The sequence below is a fragment of the Aureispira sp. CCB-QB1 genome (genome assembly GCF_000724545.1).
Classification (GTDB): Bacteria; Bacteroidota; Bacteroidia; order Chitinophagales; family Saprospiraceae; genus Aureispira.
The window spans coordinates 1-16,659 of the sequence record NZ_JHBV01000028.1; the positions used below are offsets into that span (position 1 = coordinate 1).

General features: G+C 36.3%; 12 protein-coding genes. 10 read left to right on the top strand and 2 right to left on the bottom strand.

Annotated features, from left to right (window positions below):
• From CG11_RS13625 to CG11_RS13640, 4 genes are all read left to right on the top strand, one after another.
• The coding region (locus tag CG11_RS13625) for an FtsX-like permease family protein (RefSeq protein WP_156039773.1) at positions 1–732 on the top strand (732 nt) is incomplete at its 5' end.
• 20 nt (positions 733–752) lie between these two features.
• The gene (locus tag CG11_RS13630) at positions 753–1,865 is read left to right on the top strand and encodes a DNA replication/repair protein RecF (RefSeq protein WP_052597078.1); all 1,113 of its coding nucleotides are present in this window, start codon (positions 753–755) and stop codon (positions 1,863–1,865) included.
• 25 nt (positions 1,866–1,890) lie between these two features.
• Complete coding sequence (locus CG11_RS13635) at positions 1,891–2,901, top strand: tetratricopeptide repeat protein (RefSeq protein ID WP_052597081.1); 1,011 nt, start codon at positions 1,891–1,893, stop codon at positions 2,899–2,901.
• Between the two features lie 16 nt (positions 2,902–2,917).
• On the top strand, positions 2,918–5,158 hold the full coding sequence (locus tag CG11_RS13640; protein ID WP_052597083.1) for a leucine-rich repeat domain-containing protein: 2,241 nt from the start codon (positions 2,918–2,920) through the stop codon (positions 5,156–5,158).
• A gap of 97 nt (positions 5,159–5,255) precedes the next feature.
• Here the strand turns inward: CG11_RS13640 and CG11_RS13645 are convergent, their stop codons facing one another.
• Positions 5,256–6,326 (bottom strand): serine hydrolase, encoded by a 1,071-nt coding sequence (locus CG11_RS13645; protein WP_052597085.1) that lies wholly within the window; start codon positions 6,324–6,326, stop codon positions 5,256–5,258.
• A 363-nt stretch (positions 6,327–6,689) separates the two neighbouring features.
• Here CG11_RS13645 and CG11_RS13650 point away from each other — a divergent pair, with 363 nt between their 5' ends.
• From CG11_RS13650 to CG11_RS13675, 6 genes are all read left to right on the top strand, one after another.
• Positions 6,690–7,250, top strand: a complete 561-nt coding sequence (locus tag CG11_RS13650) for a TetR/AcrR family transcriptional regulator (protein ID WP_052597088.1) — start codon at positions 6,690–6,692, stop codon at positions 7,248–7,250.
• A 657-nt stretch (positions 7,251–7,907) separates the two neighbouring features.
• Entirely contained in the window at positions 7,908–10,316 is a 2,409-nt protein-coding gene (locus CG11_RS13655) for a 3-hydroxyacyl-CoA dehydrogenase/enoyl-CoA hydratase family protein (RefSeq protein WP_052597090.1), read from the top strand.
• Positions 10,317–10,479: 163 nt separating this feature from the next.
• Entirely contained in the window at positions 10,480–11,649 is a 1,170-nt protein-coding gene (locus CG11_RS13660; RefSeq protein WP_052597092.1) for a thiolase family protein, read from the top strand.
• 117 nt (positions 11,650–11,766) lie between these two features.
• Positions 11,767–12,504 carry a phosphodiester glycosidase family protein gene (locus CG11_RS13665; protein WP_197043847.1) on the top strand — a complete coding sequence of 246 codons (738 nt, stop codon included), beginning with the start codon at positions 11,767–11,769 and terminating at the stop codon, positions 12,502–12,504.
• Positions 12,505–12,527: 23 nt separating this feature from the next.
• Positions 12,528–12,722, top strand: coding sequence for a hypothetical protein (locus tag CG11_RS13670; RefSeq protein WP_052597094.1), 195 nt, complete (start codon positions 12,528–12,530; stop codon positions 12,720–12,722).
• Between the two features lie 214 nt (positions 12,723–12,936).
• The gene (locus CG11_RS13675; RefSeq protein WP_052597096.1) at positions 12,937–15,264 is read left to right on the top strand and encodes an OmpA family protein; all 2,328 of its coding nucleotides are present in this window, start codon (positions 12,937–12,939) and stop codon (positions 15,262–15,264) included.
• Here the strand turns inward: CG11_RS13675 and CG11_RS13680 are convergent.
• A complete protein-coding gene (locus CG11_RS13680) occupies positions 15,261–16,109 on the bottom strand; it encodes a methylated-DNA--[protein]-cysteine S-methyltransferase (RefSeq protein WP_052597098.1) in 849 nt (282 codons plus the stop codon). The two genes, CG11_RS13675 and CG11_RS13680, sit on opposite strands and share 4 nt — an antisense overlap.
• Positions 16,110–16,659: the final 550 nt, after the last annotated feature.

Below are 16,659 nucleotides of genomic sequence, written 5' to 3' on the forward strand. Positions count from 1 at the left end.
CACAGTCATGATGCTCACGACCACGACAGCCACGACCACGGCGATGGACACAGTCATGATGCTCACGACCACGGCAGCCACGACCACGGCGATGGACACAGCCATGATGACCACGACCACGGAGATAAAAAAGTTCAAAATTTACCTCCAATATCCAAAGAAGGAAAAGAAGTAACGGCTTATTTAGTACAATATAAAAAGGATGGAGAAGGAAATACCTCCATGCGCGCCGTAGTAGAAGCTGCCCAGATTATTGAAGATAACAGCGAAAGCTTGGGCTATGCTAAACCTGCTATTCAGTTGCAACGTTTGTTAGAAATGACAGGATTGGGGATGGATTTTTTAACTGCTTTAGCCTTTATTATCATCATTATTTCTGCATTTAGTATGTTCATTTCTTTGTACAATTCTTTAAAAGAAAGACGCTATGAAATTGCCTTGATGCGCGTGATGGGGGCGACACCTTCTAAGCTGTTTATAATGATAGTTTTAGAAGGATTGTTGGTTGCTGTTTTTGGTCTTTTGTTGGGCTTGTTGGTGAGTCATATAGGGGTAGAAGTTATGGCAGCGGATTTGGAAGAAACGTATAAATATACCTTTTCAGGTTTTATCTTTTTGTGGGAGGAAGTATATCTGGGGCTTGGTGCTTTGTTAATTGGCTTTTTGGCAGCCATTATACCCGCTTTGCAAGCTTACAATGCAGATATCTCTGAAACGCTTTCTAATTCTTAAATGACTTTTGTTGGTAGTGCATGCATCTTCAAGAATTAACACTAAGTAATTTTAAAAATTACGATAATCAAGTATTGCAACTCTCTACAAAGCTCAATTGCTTTGTAGGAGAGAATGGTATGGGAAAAACCAACCTTTTGGATGCCATTCATTATTTGTGTATGTGCAAAAGTCACTTTAGCTTGCCAGATCGTCAGGTTGTTCGACATGGAGAAGACTTTTTTAGGATAGAAGGATATTTAGAGCGAGGAGAAAAACGAGAACAAGTGGTTTGTAAGTATGCGCCCAAAATCAAAAAAGTGATGGAGCGAAATAAAGTCACTTACAAACGTTTGGCAGATCACATTGGCTTGTTTCCGATGATTATGATTACGCCTGACGATACCTTGTTGATAACAGAAGGAAGTGAGAATCGCCGCCAGTTTGTGGATGTATTGTTAGTACAATTGGATGCGAATTACCTCAATCATTTGATGGTTTATAATAAAGTCTTGCAACAACGAAATGCTTTTCTCAAAAGTTTTAAGCATCCTTTGGACATTAATTTTGAATTGTTGGAAATCTACAACCAACAACTGCTTATTCCTGCCAATTATATTTATCAGGAACGTCAAAAAATTATTGCTAAGTTAAAGCCTATTTTTCAAACTTATTACAAAATCATATCGGGGGATAAAGAGCAAGTAGATTTGAGTTATCACTCGCAATTGTCAGAACAAAAATTAGAACGTTTGTTTGCTGAAAGTCAAGAAAAGGATACTTGGTTGCAACGAACAACAAAGGGTATACACAAGGATGATTTAAAATTATTAATTAATGATTATCCTGTAAAAAAGTTTGCTTCACAAGGTCAATTAAAATCTTATTTGCTGGCTTTAAAGTTGGCGCAATATGAGCTGCTGCGCCAAGAATCTGATGTTGCGCCGTTGGTTTTGTTAGATGATATTTTTGACAAACTAGACAAAAAGCGAGTGCAACAATTGTTGGAACTGCTTTTGGAGCGTGATTTTGGACAAATATTTATCACAGATACACACGAAAATAGAATCGCAAAGATTGTCACTGGATTGGGAACCGATTTTAAACAATTTCATGTTTCTAATGGCATGGCTTCTGAAATGGTGCGCTTGTAATTTTTTATCTATAAAATCCTATACCATGAAATCAATTATGTTATTCTTCCTACTTTTGGGAATGTTCTCTACGACTGTTGCTCAAACGCCTGAGTATTATTACGAGAAGGGAATTGAAGTAGCAACATCTGAACAATATGAAAAAGCACTTCAGTTTTTTAAACGAGCGATAGAATTAAAGCCTAATTATTGGCAAGCCTATTTTTCGAAAGGTTCTGTAAAGTTCAGGCAGAACGAATATGAAGCTGCTGTTGCAGCTTATGACAAGGCTATTCAAATAAAAAACAATGCACCTGAAATTTATTATGAACGAGGACGGGCTAAAGTAGAATTAAAGCAATATGAGTCTGCCTTGATGGACTATAATAAGGTGATTGAATTAGATAGGAATTATCAGTATATTTATAATGCTAGAGCAGTTTGTAAAAAATATTTGGATGATTTGGAAGGGGCAATTCGAGATTATAATAGTGCTATAAAGCAAGATCCCACGAATTACATAACTATTTATAATCGCGCTGTAATGAAACAATTATTAGAAAACTATACAGCTGCTGTTAAGGATTTTGATATTGTAATAAAGCTAAAACCTGATGATTTTTATTCTTATATTCATAGAGGGAACTTAAACAGAAAATTAGGGCAATATGCTGCGGCTTTTGACGATTTGAATAAAGCAATCAAATTAAATCCTGAGTCGTGGTATGGATATAACAATAGAGGCATGGTCAAAGATGCTATTGGAGATTACGAAGGAGCTATAGAAGATTTTAATAGTGCTATAAAGTTGGATTTGAGGCAGCCTTATCCTTATAATAACCGTGGTTACGCTTATTATCACCTAAAGAACTATGAAACAGCCTTGAGAGATTGCACGTATTCTTTGGAGCTAGATGCCAATAACTCTTATGCTTATTATTATCGAGGATTAATTTTAAACGCATTGAACCGAACAGAAGAAGCTTGCCAAGATTTTCACAAGGCAGAAGAATTGGGGTATCCCAAAATGGGAGCAGAGTTGGAGGCTTGTCGTTAAAACAAAAATAGGAAGGATGGAGTACGCTTATAAAATATTAGATTTATTAGCAACCGCAGAAGTAGAAAATATAGAGCTGGCTTATCAACTGTTGCAACCTTACGTGAGCGAAGATGCTTTGACAGAGATTTATTTAATGTACTTTGTCACAGATGACGAAACCTTGCGCCAAGAACTTCGTGGTTTGTTAGAAATCTATGCTCCTAAGCAATTTTTTGACTTTTCAAGTCCTTCTAATCATTTGCAAGGGCGTTCGGTATGGTCTCCTAATTATATGTTTAGAGGCAACCTAAATCCATACATCGAAACAGGGGTTTTAGAGGCTAAAAAAGTACTGTACTTTTTTGAACACTTACTTCCTATTGAAGAAATGCACCCTAGTATCAAAGGCTTATTTTTGGAGCATGGAACCGACCAACAAATCGAAAAGGCAATTGAAGCGTCTAAAAAGAAAAATATTTTGATCTTAAATGCGTGCAATTTAACCAAAATCCCTTCCATTGTTTTGACTTTTAAAGGTTTGAGGCGTTTGGAATTGCTGCAAAACTATATAGAGGAACTTCCTGAGCATTTCTTTGAGCGTTTACCAAGTTTGACAACCTTGCTGTTGAAAAACAACCAATTAAAGACCTTGCCCAAAGGGTTGAATTATTTGCAAAAACTTCAATTGCTGGATTTAAGTGATAATGAATTGGAAGCATTACCAAACGAAATTGGAGCCCTAACGCATTTGCGGACATTAAATGTCAAGAACAATCGTTTAAAAGAATTGCCAATCTCATTGGTCAATTGCCAGCAGTTGGAAAATTTGTATTTGCGTGGGAATAAGTTCAACCACATTCCTAAAATTATTTTGCATTTTAACCTAAAACAAGTCTCAGGAATTAAAGGCTTTGACCGAGCAAAAACGAGTACTGAATTTTTGAAATTTTTGCAAGCTCTACACAAGAGTTCTTTATCTATGGTCGATAAAGAAAAACAGTTTCATTTGTTTACAGATCATAAAAAGGAAATTAAAGAAAATTTAGGGATTAAAGATTTATTGGCTTGTTTAAGTTTTCAAAATGAGGTGGTAAGAAGTAGAGCGCTGGGATATTTGTTAAATTGGCCAGGAAGTACGTTGGTTGAAAATCCAATTAAACAGGGAGACGAAGTATTACTGATTGGGGATACGAATTTAAAGAAAAAAACAATTAAAACACGCCTAAAAAAAAGTGGAATTGCTTATACAACACAATTAACGCCATCAACAACACATGTTGTTTTGGGAATAAAGCCTAAAAATTTTGAGTGGGTTGAAAATCAAAAGATTACTTTTTTGACAGAGCAAGATTTAAATCAGTTTTTAAATCGAGAAGACACGCCTTATCTGTTGGAAAAGGAAGCGGATACGGCTCTGAACAAAGAAAATGTCAAACGATTGTTGTTGAGTAAAGACGAGGGAAGCATCGAATTAGGGGTAGAGTTGTTAAAAACAGGTGGTGTTCCTAGAGACTTGATGACGGAACTGTTTTTTGTTGCTAAAACTGTCACGAATAAAAAAATCCGAGAACAGGCTAAAAAGATGCTCAAAGTTAATGGTTCTGCTACTGTACAAAAGGCATTGGCAGACCGTTCAAAGCTAGTTTCTACGGCACACAATGCAGAAAAAAATGTGCGCAAGAATTTAATCAAATTAGCAAAATTGAGCACTGAAATTAACTGGACTAGAATGGGTTGGTACTTGTATCAGAATTTTGGAAATGGTTTGCGATATACCTTTGACTACGAACCACAAGGTAGCGCCTTGCGTTATGAAATTATTCGGAAATTAACTCAAGATAATAGCTTGAATTTTTACCAAGCATACGCTTCTTACATGCCCCTTTACGATTATTTTGGCTATGCTTATTATGAAAAAACAGAATTCCCAATTGAGATTTTGGAACAAACGAACTTGAAAAAACTAAATTGCGCAGGTTGTCGAATAGGAAGTATTCCTGAAGAAATTGCTCAATTAAAAGCACTAGAAGTACTAGACTTGAGTGCTAATTTTTTGAAGGAACTACCAAAGAGTTTTAATGAGTTGAAAGCGTTGAGGGTCGTTGATTTGAGTGATAATGAATTGGTCGAATTTCCTATGGTGTTGTTAGAAATGCCTTGGTTAGAAAAAATTGTCTTGTCTAAAAACCGAAAAGGCCCAGAAGAATTTCCATTGCAATTACCACCAACACTAAAAGATAAGTTGAAACACACTCAAGTTGTGGGCATAGAATAAAAAATCTATTGAGAATAATATAGGTAAGAATGAGCCTTGTTTCCTTTAGATATACAACTAAAGGAAACCGATAGGCATCAATTGGTTACAGTAGGTCTTATTTTTGTGATTGTTTTGCTAGTGTTTTCATGAGTTCAAAAACGATGGTATCTATATTTCCTGTCTTGGGATGAAAGGCGGAAACATTGGATAAGAGTACAACTCCTTTCTGATTTGAAACATCAATAGCCATAGATGAAGTATAACCGCCTGTTCCTCCATTGTGCCAGTGCAGTTGGTGACCAGATTTGGTATGGATAATGTGCCAACCTAAGGCAAGATCCATCTGTTTATTGATGTTTTTGGTTTTGGTTTGTTGTAATTGAAAAACAGGGTTGGTCGCATCAAAATTAGCAATAATAAACTTGGATAAATCTTGGACTGAAGAGAGCACATTGCCAGCAGGAGCTAGAGCTTCTAACTCCCAATTACTAGTCACTTTTCCAGCAGGGTCCAAGCCTCTGACGAGTTGTTCTTGAACAAGACTTTGACGCGTTGTAGATTGGGACATTTTTAGAGGTGTAAAAATAATCTCTTGTAGCAGCTCTTCATAGCTTTGATTGTTTTTTTGTGCAATAGCATATCCGAGTAGACCTGCTCCTAAATTGGAATAATCATACCGTTCGCCAACGGCAGTTTTGAGACTCAATTGTTGGGTGCAATATTCTTTTAATTTCGCTTCATCATATCCTTTGTAGGGATTGTCAGGATTGTTCACCATCATCGAAAATATATTATCAGGCAGTCGAGGCAATCCAGAGGTATGATTGGAAAGTGATTCTAATGTAATTTTAGGATTGCCCTTTAACCTAAAAGGCAATGATTTTTTGACCAATTCTTTTAACTGCATTTTTTTGTTCACGACTTGATGTGCCAAAAGGGTAGAGGTAAAAACTTTGGTAATAGAACCAATTTCAAATATGGCTGTGTTGTTTTCCTTGGCTTCAAATATGCTGTCTTTTTTGATAAATCCATAATAAGAAACTTGATCTCCCTCGATGATGGCAATAGCAACTTCCGTATATTCAGGAAAGGCTTTGCCGTATTTTTGAATTAGTTCGGGAGGCGTTTGGGCATGGTTGAACTCTATTGCAAATAGGGATAATATAAAGGCAATAATACGTTTCATAATTAAGAGTGATTAAGTGAGATAGTATTTTGTCAAGTATATTTCTATCTTTTTGGTTCAAACTGGGGAATAGGAACCGACAAAAGTTGTGTTTTCTTAGATGAATCTTTAAGAAGGGGCAGCGAAACAGAAGGAATAAAGGTTTTAAAAAAGAATAGCAGCAATAGTTTTACCCTATAATTATATTGAAAATGCTATTTAGGCAACAGAAATTTACTTTTTGTTGCCTTTTTTATTGTAACGATTACTAGTGATAGTTGCTACTTTATGATATTCATTCAAACGAACGTTTGGTAGAAAATTGCCTTTAAATTTGGTTTTCAAACGAACGTTTGGTAGATTTGGCTAAAACAAAGAAATACTATGCCAGTTCAAAAGACAACAAAAGATGAAATTATTGCAAAGTCTATAGAGGTGTTCCGAAAGCAGGGATACCACAAAACGTCTATGAGTGATTTGGCAGCGGCTTGCGGTTTGCAAAAGGGGAGTTTTTATTATCATTTTAAGAGCAAAGAAGAGTTGATGCAAGCTGTATTGCAAATGGTACATTCTTATTATAATAAAAAAGTATTTTCGATCGCTTACGAGAAGGACTTATCAGCAGAGGAGCGATTTATAAAATTATTCAAAAAACAAGAGCCAATTATTACACAAGACTTAGCAGGTTGTTTATTTGGGAATATGACCCTAGAGAGTATTAGTAATAAAATGGAGTTTAAAAATTTTTTGAAAGGCTTTTTCTCCGATTGGATTGCCACATTTCAACATTTGTATCAAGAAAATCATGAGGAAGAAACTGCCTTGGAGCTCGCAAAGCAGAGTGTGATGGAAATAGAAGGTGCCTTGATGATGATGCGCTTATATGACGATAAGGAGTTGTTAAAGTCTGCTTGTTTGCGAGTCCTAGATCGATTGAAAAAATAGCCACGAAAGGGCTTAAATGTTTGTTAGATAAGATGCTGTTTAGATGAACAATTGCTGGTCTTTATTGTCTTTAATGGTGTAACACATAGAATAAGGCTTTTGTAAAAAAAAAGAGAGTTTTAAGATAAAAAAAAGACTTGTTTCTTTTTTTGAAAATGAATCGAACAAACGTTTGATAAGATTATAAATTATTGTAATATTAAATAATATTAAAAAGAAAGAAGTTTATTGAATTGTTGTGTAATATGTATTAATTTGAAGACTCGAGAAGACAGTAGAAATGAATCATAATCATTTCCCCGAATCTTCCAATTAGTATATTTTAATTAACAGCTAATTTTACATAGGATGCTTTTTTGATGAGACACCCAAAGAAGCAATGAATAGAACGCCATATTGCTACAATATTACAAGTACGGGCAAGTATCTAATTTATTTGGATAAGTGGGGCGTTAATTCAATGAACTATTATTATTTCAATAGTTCGTTGAAAAACTTTATTAGTTTGATAATTAACAAGTTATAATTTTATTGCATTTTGCGTTAAAAATTTGATTATCAAACTAATATAAGTGTGCTTTTTTGTCTTTTGGTAAAAAAGTAAAAAATCAACGAACTACTAATTATTTAACACCATTCTAAAATTATTAAACAAGGATGAGTAGAAGAATCAAAAAAGTAGCCGTATTAGGATCTGGAGTAATGGGCTCTGGAATTGCGGCCCATTTTTCTAACATTGGTCTTGAGGTATTGTTGTTAGACATCGTACCATTTGATCTAAAAGAAGAAGAAAAAAACAACCCAGCAGCACGTAACCGTATTGTTAATGCTGCCTTAAAAACTGCTATCAAAAATCGTAAGCCTGTATCTGCATTTTATGATACGAAAACAGCAGCACAAATTACAACAGGTAACTTCACCGATGATTTTGAAAAAATCAGCGATTGCGACTGGATCATCGAGGTCGTTGTAGAGCGTTTGGATATCAAGCAGCAGATTTTTGAAAAAGTGGATAAATATCGCAAACCTGGTTCATTGGTAACGTCTAATACATCAGGTATTCCAATCCATATGATGTCGGAAGGACGCAGTGAAGATTTCCAAAGAAATTTCTGTGGAACACACTTCTTCAACCCGCCACGTATCTTGCGTTTGTTCGAGGTTATTCCTGGTCCTAAAACAGACCCTGAAGTATTGGATTTCTTTATGATGTATGCCGATCGTTATTTGGGTAAACGTGCTGTAATGTGTAAGGATACACCTGCGTTTATTGCCAACCGTGTTGGGGTGTATGCGATGGCAAAAATTTTCCAATTAACAGAAGAATTGAATTTACCAATCGAGGTAGTAGATAAATTGACAGGAGATGCAATTGGTCGTCCTCGTACAGGAACATTTGCTCTAGGAGATTTGGTAGGTTTGGATACGGCCGAAAAAGTAATCAAAGGAATTGTTAATAACTGTCCGAATGATGAGCAGGCTAGTGCCTTTAAAATGCCAGCTTACTTGAACTTCATGTTGGAGAATAACTTTTTGGGTAATAAAACCAAGAAAGGATTTTACGAACGTACCAAAGAAAAAGATGCGAGTGGTCGTAGAATTAAACTAGGATTGAACCTTAAAACATTGGAATATGCCCCAACACAACGTGTTAAGCTACCTGTGTTAGATGCTGTTAAGCAAGTAGATTCTTTGAAAGGGAAAATTCGTACGTTCTGTAGCGATAAATTCAAAGATTCTCCTGCTGCTCAATTGGTAAAACGCTCTTTGGCTGGATTGTTTGCTTATGTATCGAACCGAATTCCAGAAATTGCCGATCATTTGTATTCTATTGATGATGGTTTGCGCTCAGGTTTTGCTTGGAAAGTAGGACCATTTGAGTACTGGGATATGGTTGGTATCAAAGAAGGTATTGCAATGGCTGAGGAAGATGGTCAAACAGTGGCGCAATGGGTAAAAGATATGGTTGCTGCTGGACACGACTCTTTCTACAAGTTGGAAAACAACGTTCAGAAATACTATGACATCGAATCTAAGTCTTACAAAGTAGTTCCAGGAACAGAAGAGTTTATTGTTTTGGACAACATTCGTTCTTCTTCTATTGTTTGGGAAAATTCAGACGCTGCTTTGCATGACATAGGAGATGGCGTTCTTTGCTTTGAGTTCCGTTCAAAAATGAACTCTTTGGGAGAAGGTGTTATTAGAGGAGTACACGAAGCAATTGAAATTGCTGAGAAGGGAGAATGGAAAGGTTTGGTAATTGGTAACAATGCTGAACATTTCTCTGTGGGCGCTAACTTGATGGCGATTGCGATGATGGCTTACGAGCAAGATTGGGATGAGTTGAACATGGCGATTGATGTGTTCCAAAAAACAAGTATGCGTATTCGCTACTCTGCTATTCCTGTTGTTATTGCTACTCAAGGATATGTATTTGGTGGTGGCTGTGAATTTTCGATGCACTCAGATGCTGTCGTTGCCTCTGCGGAGTCTTATATCGGATTGGTAGAAGTTGGTGTTGGTTTGATCCCTGGTGGTGGTGGAACAAAAGAGTTTGCTTTGCGTGCTAGCCAAGAATTTGGACCTGGCGATGTACAAATTCCTACCTTAATCGAGAAATTTAAAACCATTGCAATGGCTTCTGTTGCTACTTCAGCAGGTGAAGCGTTCAAAATGGGGTACTTGCGCCCAGGTATTGATGAGGTGAGTATCAATGTTTCTAGAACATTGGGTGAAGCAAAGAAAAAAGTATTAGAATTGGCTCCAAATTATACGCAACCTGCTCCTAAAAATGAAATTTTAGTTTTAGGTCGTGGAGGATTGGGTGCTTTGTATGTTGCTGCTGAAAGCCTTCGTTTAGGAAAATATGCTTCTGACCATGACATTTTGATTGCGAAGAAAGTGGCTAGTGTATTGTGTGGTGGAGACCTAACAAGTGCACAAAAAGTATCCGAGCAATATTTATTGGATATTGAACGTCAAGAATTCTTGAGTTTGTGTGGTGAACAGAAAACATTGCAACGTATTCAGCACATGTTGGAGAAAAACAAACCACTAAGAAACTAATAGGGGATTAGAATGAACATCAAGTGATGTTGTACTATTAGTTGAAAGATGTGTTTTGAGTCATCTAAAAGATGGCTTTAAAATAGAAACAATCATTATCAAAAAAATAATTGTAAGTGTATAGGGCAAGACTTATGGCTTACAACTGAAAAATAAAATAAAAATGGAAGCATATATTGTTGCAGGCTATCGTTCTGCAGTAGGAAGAGCCAAAAAAGGCGGTTTCCGTTTCTTCCGCTCTGATGATTTAGCGGTAGAAGTAGTGAAATATTTGGCAGATAAAGTTGATTTTGATCCACATACTGTGGACGATGTATTTGTAGGTTGTGCGAATCCAGAAGGGGAGCAAGGGCTACAAATTGGACGTCAAATTTCCTTGCGTGGATTGGGCAAGCCAGTTCCTGGAGTAACGGTAAACCGTTATTGTGCCTCAGGTCTAGAAACTATTTCTATGGCTGTAGCAAAAATTAAAGCAGGCATGGGACATTGTTACGTTGCTGGAGGAGCAGAAAGTATGAGTCTAATTCCAATGACAGGATACAAACTATCACCAAGTTACGAAGTAGGTTTGAATAATCCTGATTATATCGTGGGAATGGGTTTGACAGCAGAAGCTGTTGCCAACAAATACGGTATTACTCGTGAAGCACAAGATGAATTTGCATACAATTCACACGTAAAAGCTGCTGCTGCTATTGATGGCGGAAAATTCAATGATGAAATCGTACCTGTCAATGTTAAAGAGGTAAAAGTTGTTGATGGCAAAAGAGTAGAAAGCGAGTGGACTGTTAGTATGGACGAAGGTGTGCGTAGAGAGACAACGGTAGAAGGTTTGGGCAAGTTGCGTCCAGTATTTGCGCAAGGAGGTTCGGTGACGGCTGGTAATTCTTCTCAAATGTCAGATGGAGCAGCATTTGTATTGGTTATGAGTGAACAAATGGTCAAAGATCTAAACTTAACACCAATTGCTCGTATGGTTTCTTGTTCGGTAGCAGGTGTCGATCCTTTGTATATGGGAATTGGTCCTTGTGCGGCTATTCCTAAAGCATTGAGCTATGCTGGTTTGAAACTAAGCGATATTGAGCAAATAGAATTGAATGAGGCATTTGCAGCTCAGTCATTGGCAGTTATTCAAGAGGCAGGCTTAAACCCTGACTTGGTCAATGTCAATGGTGGAGCAATTGCCTTAGGACATCCTCTAGGTTGTACTGGAGCTAAATTAAGTATTCAATTATTCAACGAAATGCGTCGCCGTGGTCAGAAATACGGTATGGTTACTGCTTGTGTAGGTGGTGGTCAAGGTATTGCGGGAATTTATGAGTTGTTGAACTAAATTCGTTTCGTTGTAAACAAACGTATAATATTAGAGCTGCTTCTTTTGGAGGCGGCTCTTTTTATTTTGAAAGATTGCTTACCTTAGTGCAAACTATTTGATAAAGATGCTATTATAATGAAATATATCAAAAAATCTTTAGTGGTAAGTATGGTTGGATGTTTTTGGTTGTTGATAGCAACCAATTGTTCTAGTCCACCTTCTTCAAAAGAAAACACGTATCCCGATATTTTGAATTATGAAGTCGCTCCCAAGCACATTCAGTTTTATTATAAGAATAGTAAGGGGGTACGTTATAAAAACTACAAACGACTTCGAGAAGAATTGGCAACCAAAGGAGAGCGCCTTCTTTTTGCTATGAATGGTGGTATGTATAAAAAAGGGGGAGAACCAAAAGGCTTGTATATTGAGCAGGGCAACGAAATAACACCGATAGATCGAAAGAATCGAGGTTATGGCAATTTTTATTTGCAACCCAATGGTGTGTTTTATATTGACAAAGACAAGAACGGTTATATTTCTACAACCATAGATTTTAAAACGGACTCTAGCCTGATTTATGCTACCCAATCGGGACCGATGCTCTTAATTGATGGGCAGATACACCCTCAGTTTAACGCCACTTCTACTAATGTTAATATTCGGAATGGAGTAGGAGTTTTGCCTAATGGAAATTTACTTTTTGGAATGTCTACAAAGGAAATAAATTTCTATACCTTTGCCAAATTCTTTCAAAACCACGGTTGTAACAACGCCCTATATTTGGATGGTTTTGTTTCTAAAATGTACTTGCCAAGCCAAGGTTGGATAGAGGAGGAGGGCGATTTTGGTGTTATTATTGGGCAAGTGAATTGACTTTTCTTATAAAAAAAATAAAAATGCTCAGATCAATATTTACTTATGGACCACCTTTAATTTTTTCTTTGCTTCGAATACCAGCTTATCAAGAAGCACAAGGCATGATTTGGACAGATGCCTTGATTGCTGGATTTTTGGGATTGTTAGGTGGGTATACTTATAAATTGATAGAAAGAAAGCAACTTCAAAAAAAACAAAAAGAGGAAAATCTATAAAATTAATGGATTGGGGATAGCTTAAAATACTACCTACTGTATGTTAAATTAGTAATTGTTACCAACTAATTGGAGTTAAGACAGCGTTGTTAGTAAAGTGAGCTTATGCAGTAGGATAAAAGGCAAAAGGCTCTTTGCTTAAGGTATTGAACTTGTGGTCTTTTAAATGTATTTAAGAGGTAATGAATTTTTCTAAACCAAATAATCCCCAACTATGAAACAATATTGTTTAATCTGTTTTTTGTGCTGGTGTAGTGTTTTTTATACGGAGAGTGCCTTAGGGCAAAAGGCAGATGCCTTACGATTAAAAAAGTATAAGGATTGTGTCGTTTATTTTGCTTCGGGAAATGCTACATTGGATGCTGCTGCAATCCAAACTTTAGAGACGTTTCTACAAGAAATACCGATTTCGGATGATACTCGATTTCGTTTACAAGGATTTACCGATGATGTAGGTAGCCCAACATTGAATGCAGCTTTGGCAAAAAGAAGGACGACTGAAGTTCAAGAATACTTAAAAACACAAACTGTTTTAACCGAGCAAATAGAAATTCAAGCTTTTCAACAGCTGCGTTTGAATCCAGATAAAAATATAGCTATTCAACGAGCTGAGAATCGTCGTGTGGTAATAGAGTATTGGGCGTTGCCACTAAAAAATGATTCTAGTAAAGCAATTCTCAATGAACCTGCGTTTACGATTGAAAGCTTTTTTAATCGAAATCCTGTACAATTTCAACAACAGTTTACTATCAATGCTTCGGAAGGGGCGGTGATAAAGGGCAAAAAAGGAACAGTGCTGCAAATTCCTATGAACTGCTTTGTTGATCAAGAAGGAAATATCGTCAATGGAAAAATTTCGTTCTTGTTGCAAGAGGCTTATACTTATAGCGATATGCTATTTCAAAATTTGAGTACCGTATCTGATGGAAGGTTATTAGAAACAGGAGGTATGCTTTTTATAGAAGCTAAAGATACAGCAGGCAACCGTTTAGAAATTCGTGAAGGGGCAGCAATTACAGCAGCGATGGCGAGCACAGCGGCAAGTTTGCCTGAAATGCAGACGTTTAATGGTATAGTAGATTCTTCGACCAATACGGTCAATTGGGTGGCTACGAATCAGCAAGTTTTATCCAATAATCAAGGTAATTTGTTGTGGAGTGGAAGAATGCTTGAAGGGGAATATAGTAGGTATCAAAAAAGTCTTTTTAACGAAAGTTTGACTGGGCTGAAAGAAGTACCTGTTTGGAATCGAAAATTGCCCAAAGAAATAGATCAACCACGGTTTAGAAAGCGAATCCCTAAATATCCTCGTCTTAAAATAGTAGAGAAACCTAATAAAGAGGTTTTGAGTACAAAAATGCCTCAAACAACAAATATCTCAGATGTTAATTACAAGAAAAAGATTCGTAAAAAATACGTAGCCCTTCAAAAAAAATATCGTAAAAAAGTTCAGTACAACAAAAAGAAAAAAAAGGATTATAGAAGGGATAGCATTCGTTACGAGCGAGCTTTGGCAACGCATGAAAAAAACGTCTTGAAATATCGTCTGTATAACGATAATATGCGTATAGTACTAGAAGAAATGTATGATCATTTGACGAATTTTGATCTTGCAGAGTATCTAGCGACCTATTATCAATTGCATAGCTTTAGTCGGCAATTTCGACAAAGAAATGGAAGGATGTCCGCAAGAAAAGCGTATATAAAACAAGAAATTAGTAGTACAACATACGATACAACTGCTGTTATTCAAGAACTACAGGAGACACTCCATAATACAAGTTTGAGGAAATTTACAGAGGAAGAGGCTAGATTAGTGGAAATATGTTGGTCTGACAAGCTAGGAAAAAAAATATTAAAATATTCTGCTCATTGGAATTTTAATCCTTCAAAATTTAGGACCAATCGTTACCGAGTAGCGAATATGTATAATCGAGTGAATAGTGAAGGTAATTTGCGACCTTATCAGTTGCGCCGAATTCGAACGATGAAAACAATCGTTAAAAAACTTTATAATTACAATAAATTGGCAAAAGTTGATGAAGAGTTACAACACAAACAGATTAAAACGCTTCCTTTAATTACTCGCTTTTGCGAAAAAGAAAAGGCAACTTTAGAGATGGAGCAAAAATTCTTGGAAGCGAAAACGAAACTCAATATTTTGACTCCGAGCGATGTTGTTGATATTTATAGTAATGCCATGCGTATTCAAAACGTAGGATGGATTAATTGCGACCGATTTATAAATCAAAGCAATGTTATGGATTTAGAAATTGTTACAGAGCATACGCAAAATACACGTGTACTTGTTCTGTTTGAAGGTGGATTTAGAGCTTTATTAGAAGCGTTTCCTATGCAAGAAAATTTTAAAGCCTTACGAGTTCCCGCCAATAGAGCTATTAAATTGATTGGTTTTAGGGTAGTTGGAGATAGTATGGAGGTCTTTGTGGAAGAAGGAACAGTAAAGAGTTTGCAAGGGGTGAAACCTGTTTTTAAGAAAAAGACAGTAGAGGAAGTCGAACAAATGATGCAGGCTATTTAAGTCAAAGCATCATCGGTTGCGCTCGAACGAGCTTTTTCCCAGCCCAATATAGAAGCTTTGCGTGTTTTGTTCCATTTGTAGGCACTAATAGCGCCTACAGACCGAATGACTCGATGACAAGGAATTAAATAGCCAATATGGTTTTGACCAATTGCTGACCCTACGGCACGACTTGCCTTAGGATTGCCAATAAGGTGGGCGATTTGTTGATAAGATCGAACAGCTCCAAAAGGAATTTTGAGCAAAGCTTCCCAAACTTTGATTTGAAAGGGAGTGCCAGAGAGTAAGATGGGCATGGATTGTTGAGGTTGGGGAGAAAAAATTTGCGTTATCAAAGGAGCTATTTGTTGCGGGGCTTCTTGAAACTTAGCCGCTGAAAAACGTTGTTGCAATTGGGCAAGTCGAAAGGTTTTGTCGTCATCTAAGAAATCTAATGCACAAATTCCTCGTTGCGTTATAGCTAAAAAACAATCGCCAAAGGGACTTGTATGAGTACCGTAAAAAACGGTTAATCCTTTGCCCTGTTGTTTATATTCTCCTGGTGTAACTGCTTCAAAATTAACAAACAAATCATAAGCTCTAGAGGGAGCAGACAAACCAATATTTTCTGTCAACTCTAGTATGTTTTTGGTGCTTTCGATTTCTTTCTTTAGACTTTGTATCGTTAAGTACTGCAAGAACTTTTTGGGAGAAATTCCCGCCCATGCTTTGAACATACGCTGGAAATGATGCTTGCTCAAGTGTATATGTGCAGCAATTTGTTCTATTTTGGGTTGCTCGTTTAGGTGCTGTACCATGTAATGCATGGCCTTTTCTATTCTTTGATAATTTATAGTTTCTTTCATAAAGTAAATTTAGGCGATAGTTTTGAAAACAACAACCCGAAACGTGCGCTATGGATTTTAGGCAGCAGTATTAATATCGTAGAATGTAGCTATGATAGTATTTGCATATTCTAAATTAGAATAGTTTTTTTGCTGAAAAATGACTTTTAATTATTGGCTCTTATTAGTTTGATTGTTAGTTTTTTAGATTTGTTTCTTTTGTTCTGAACTTACAATTGATTTCTGATAAAGTTAAAAATATGTTTTTTTAGCTTATTAGTAATAAATGTATCTTAGCCTCAAGCTAGTGATTTGAGACAAAGGGAAACTAAATTAGCGAATATAGAAGCATAAAAGCGTTAAAGTCGAGTCGTTTTAAGTTAAGTGGTGTTGATTATTGACTTCAAATCAATAAATGTATATATTATTAAATTTGTTATCTAATAAATGAATTAGCATTTTTGTCTTTCAATTACATTTTACATTACTTCGTGGGGAAATCGCATTATTTTGATTATCAATAGAATATGTTTTTGCTGCTTGCTTCTTTAAAGAGTTGATAATCAAAATG

Coding starts and splice junctions, on each gene's coding strand:
- CG11_RS13680 (WP_052597098.1), bottom strand. CDS start 16,109: ATGAAAGAAACTATAAATTATCAAAGAATAGAAAAGGCCATGCATTAC.
- CG11_RS13670 (WP_052597094.1), top strand. CDS start 12,528: ATGCTCAGATCAATATTTACTTATGGACCACCTTTAATTTTTTCTTTG.
- CG11_RS13660 (WP_052597092.1), top strand. CDS start 10,480: ATGGAAGCATATATTGTTGCAGGCTATCGTTCTGCAGTAGGAAGAGCC.
- CG11_RS13675 (WP_052597096.1), top strand. CDS start 12,937: ATGAAACAATATTGTTTAATCTGTTTTTTGTGCTGGTGTAGTGTTTTT.
- CG11_RS13665 (WP_197043847.1), top strand. CDS start 11,767: ATGAAATATATCAAAAAATCTTTAGTGGTAAGTATGGTTGGATGTTTT.
- CG11_RS13635 (WP_052597081.1), top strand. CDS start 1,891: ATGAAATCAATTATGTTATTCTTCCTACTTTTGGGAATGTTCTCTACG.
- CG11_RS13640 (WP_052597083.1), top strand. CDS start 2,918: ATGGAGTACGCTTATAAAATATTAGATTTATTAGCAACCGCAGAAGTA.
- CG11_RS13645 (WP_052597085.1), bottom strand. CDS start 6,326: ATGAAACGTATTATTGCCTTTATATTATCCCTATTTGCAATAGAGTTC.
- CG11_RS13630 (WP_052597078.1), top strand. CDS start 753: ATGCATCTTCAAGAATTAACACTAAGTAATTTTAAAAATTACGATAAT.
- CG11_RS13650 (WP_052597088.1), top strand. CDS start 6,690: ATGCCAGTTCAAAAGACAACAAAAGATGAAATTATTGCAAAGTCTATA.
- CG11_RS13655 (WP_052597090.1), top strand. CDS start 7,908: ATGAGTAGAAGAATCAAAAAAGTAGCCGTATTAGGATCTGGAGTAATG.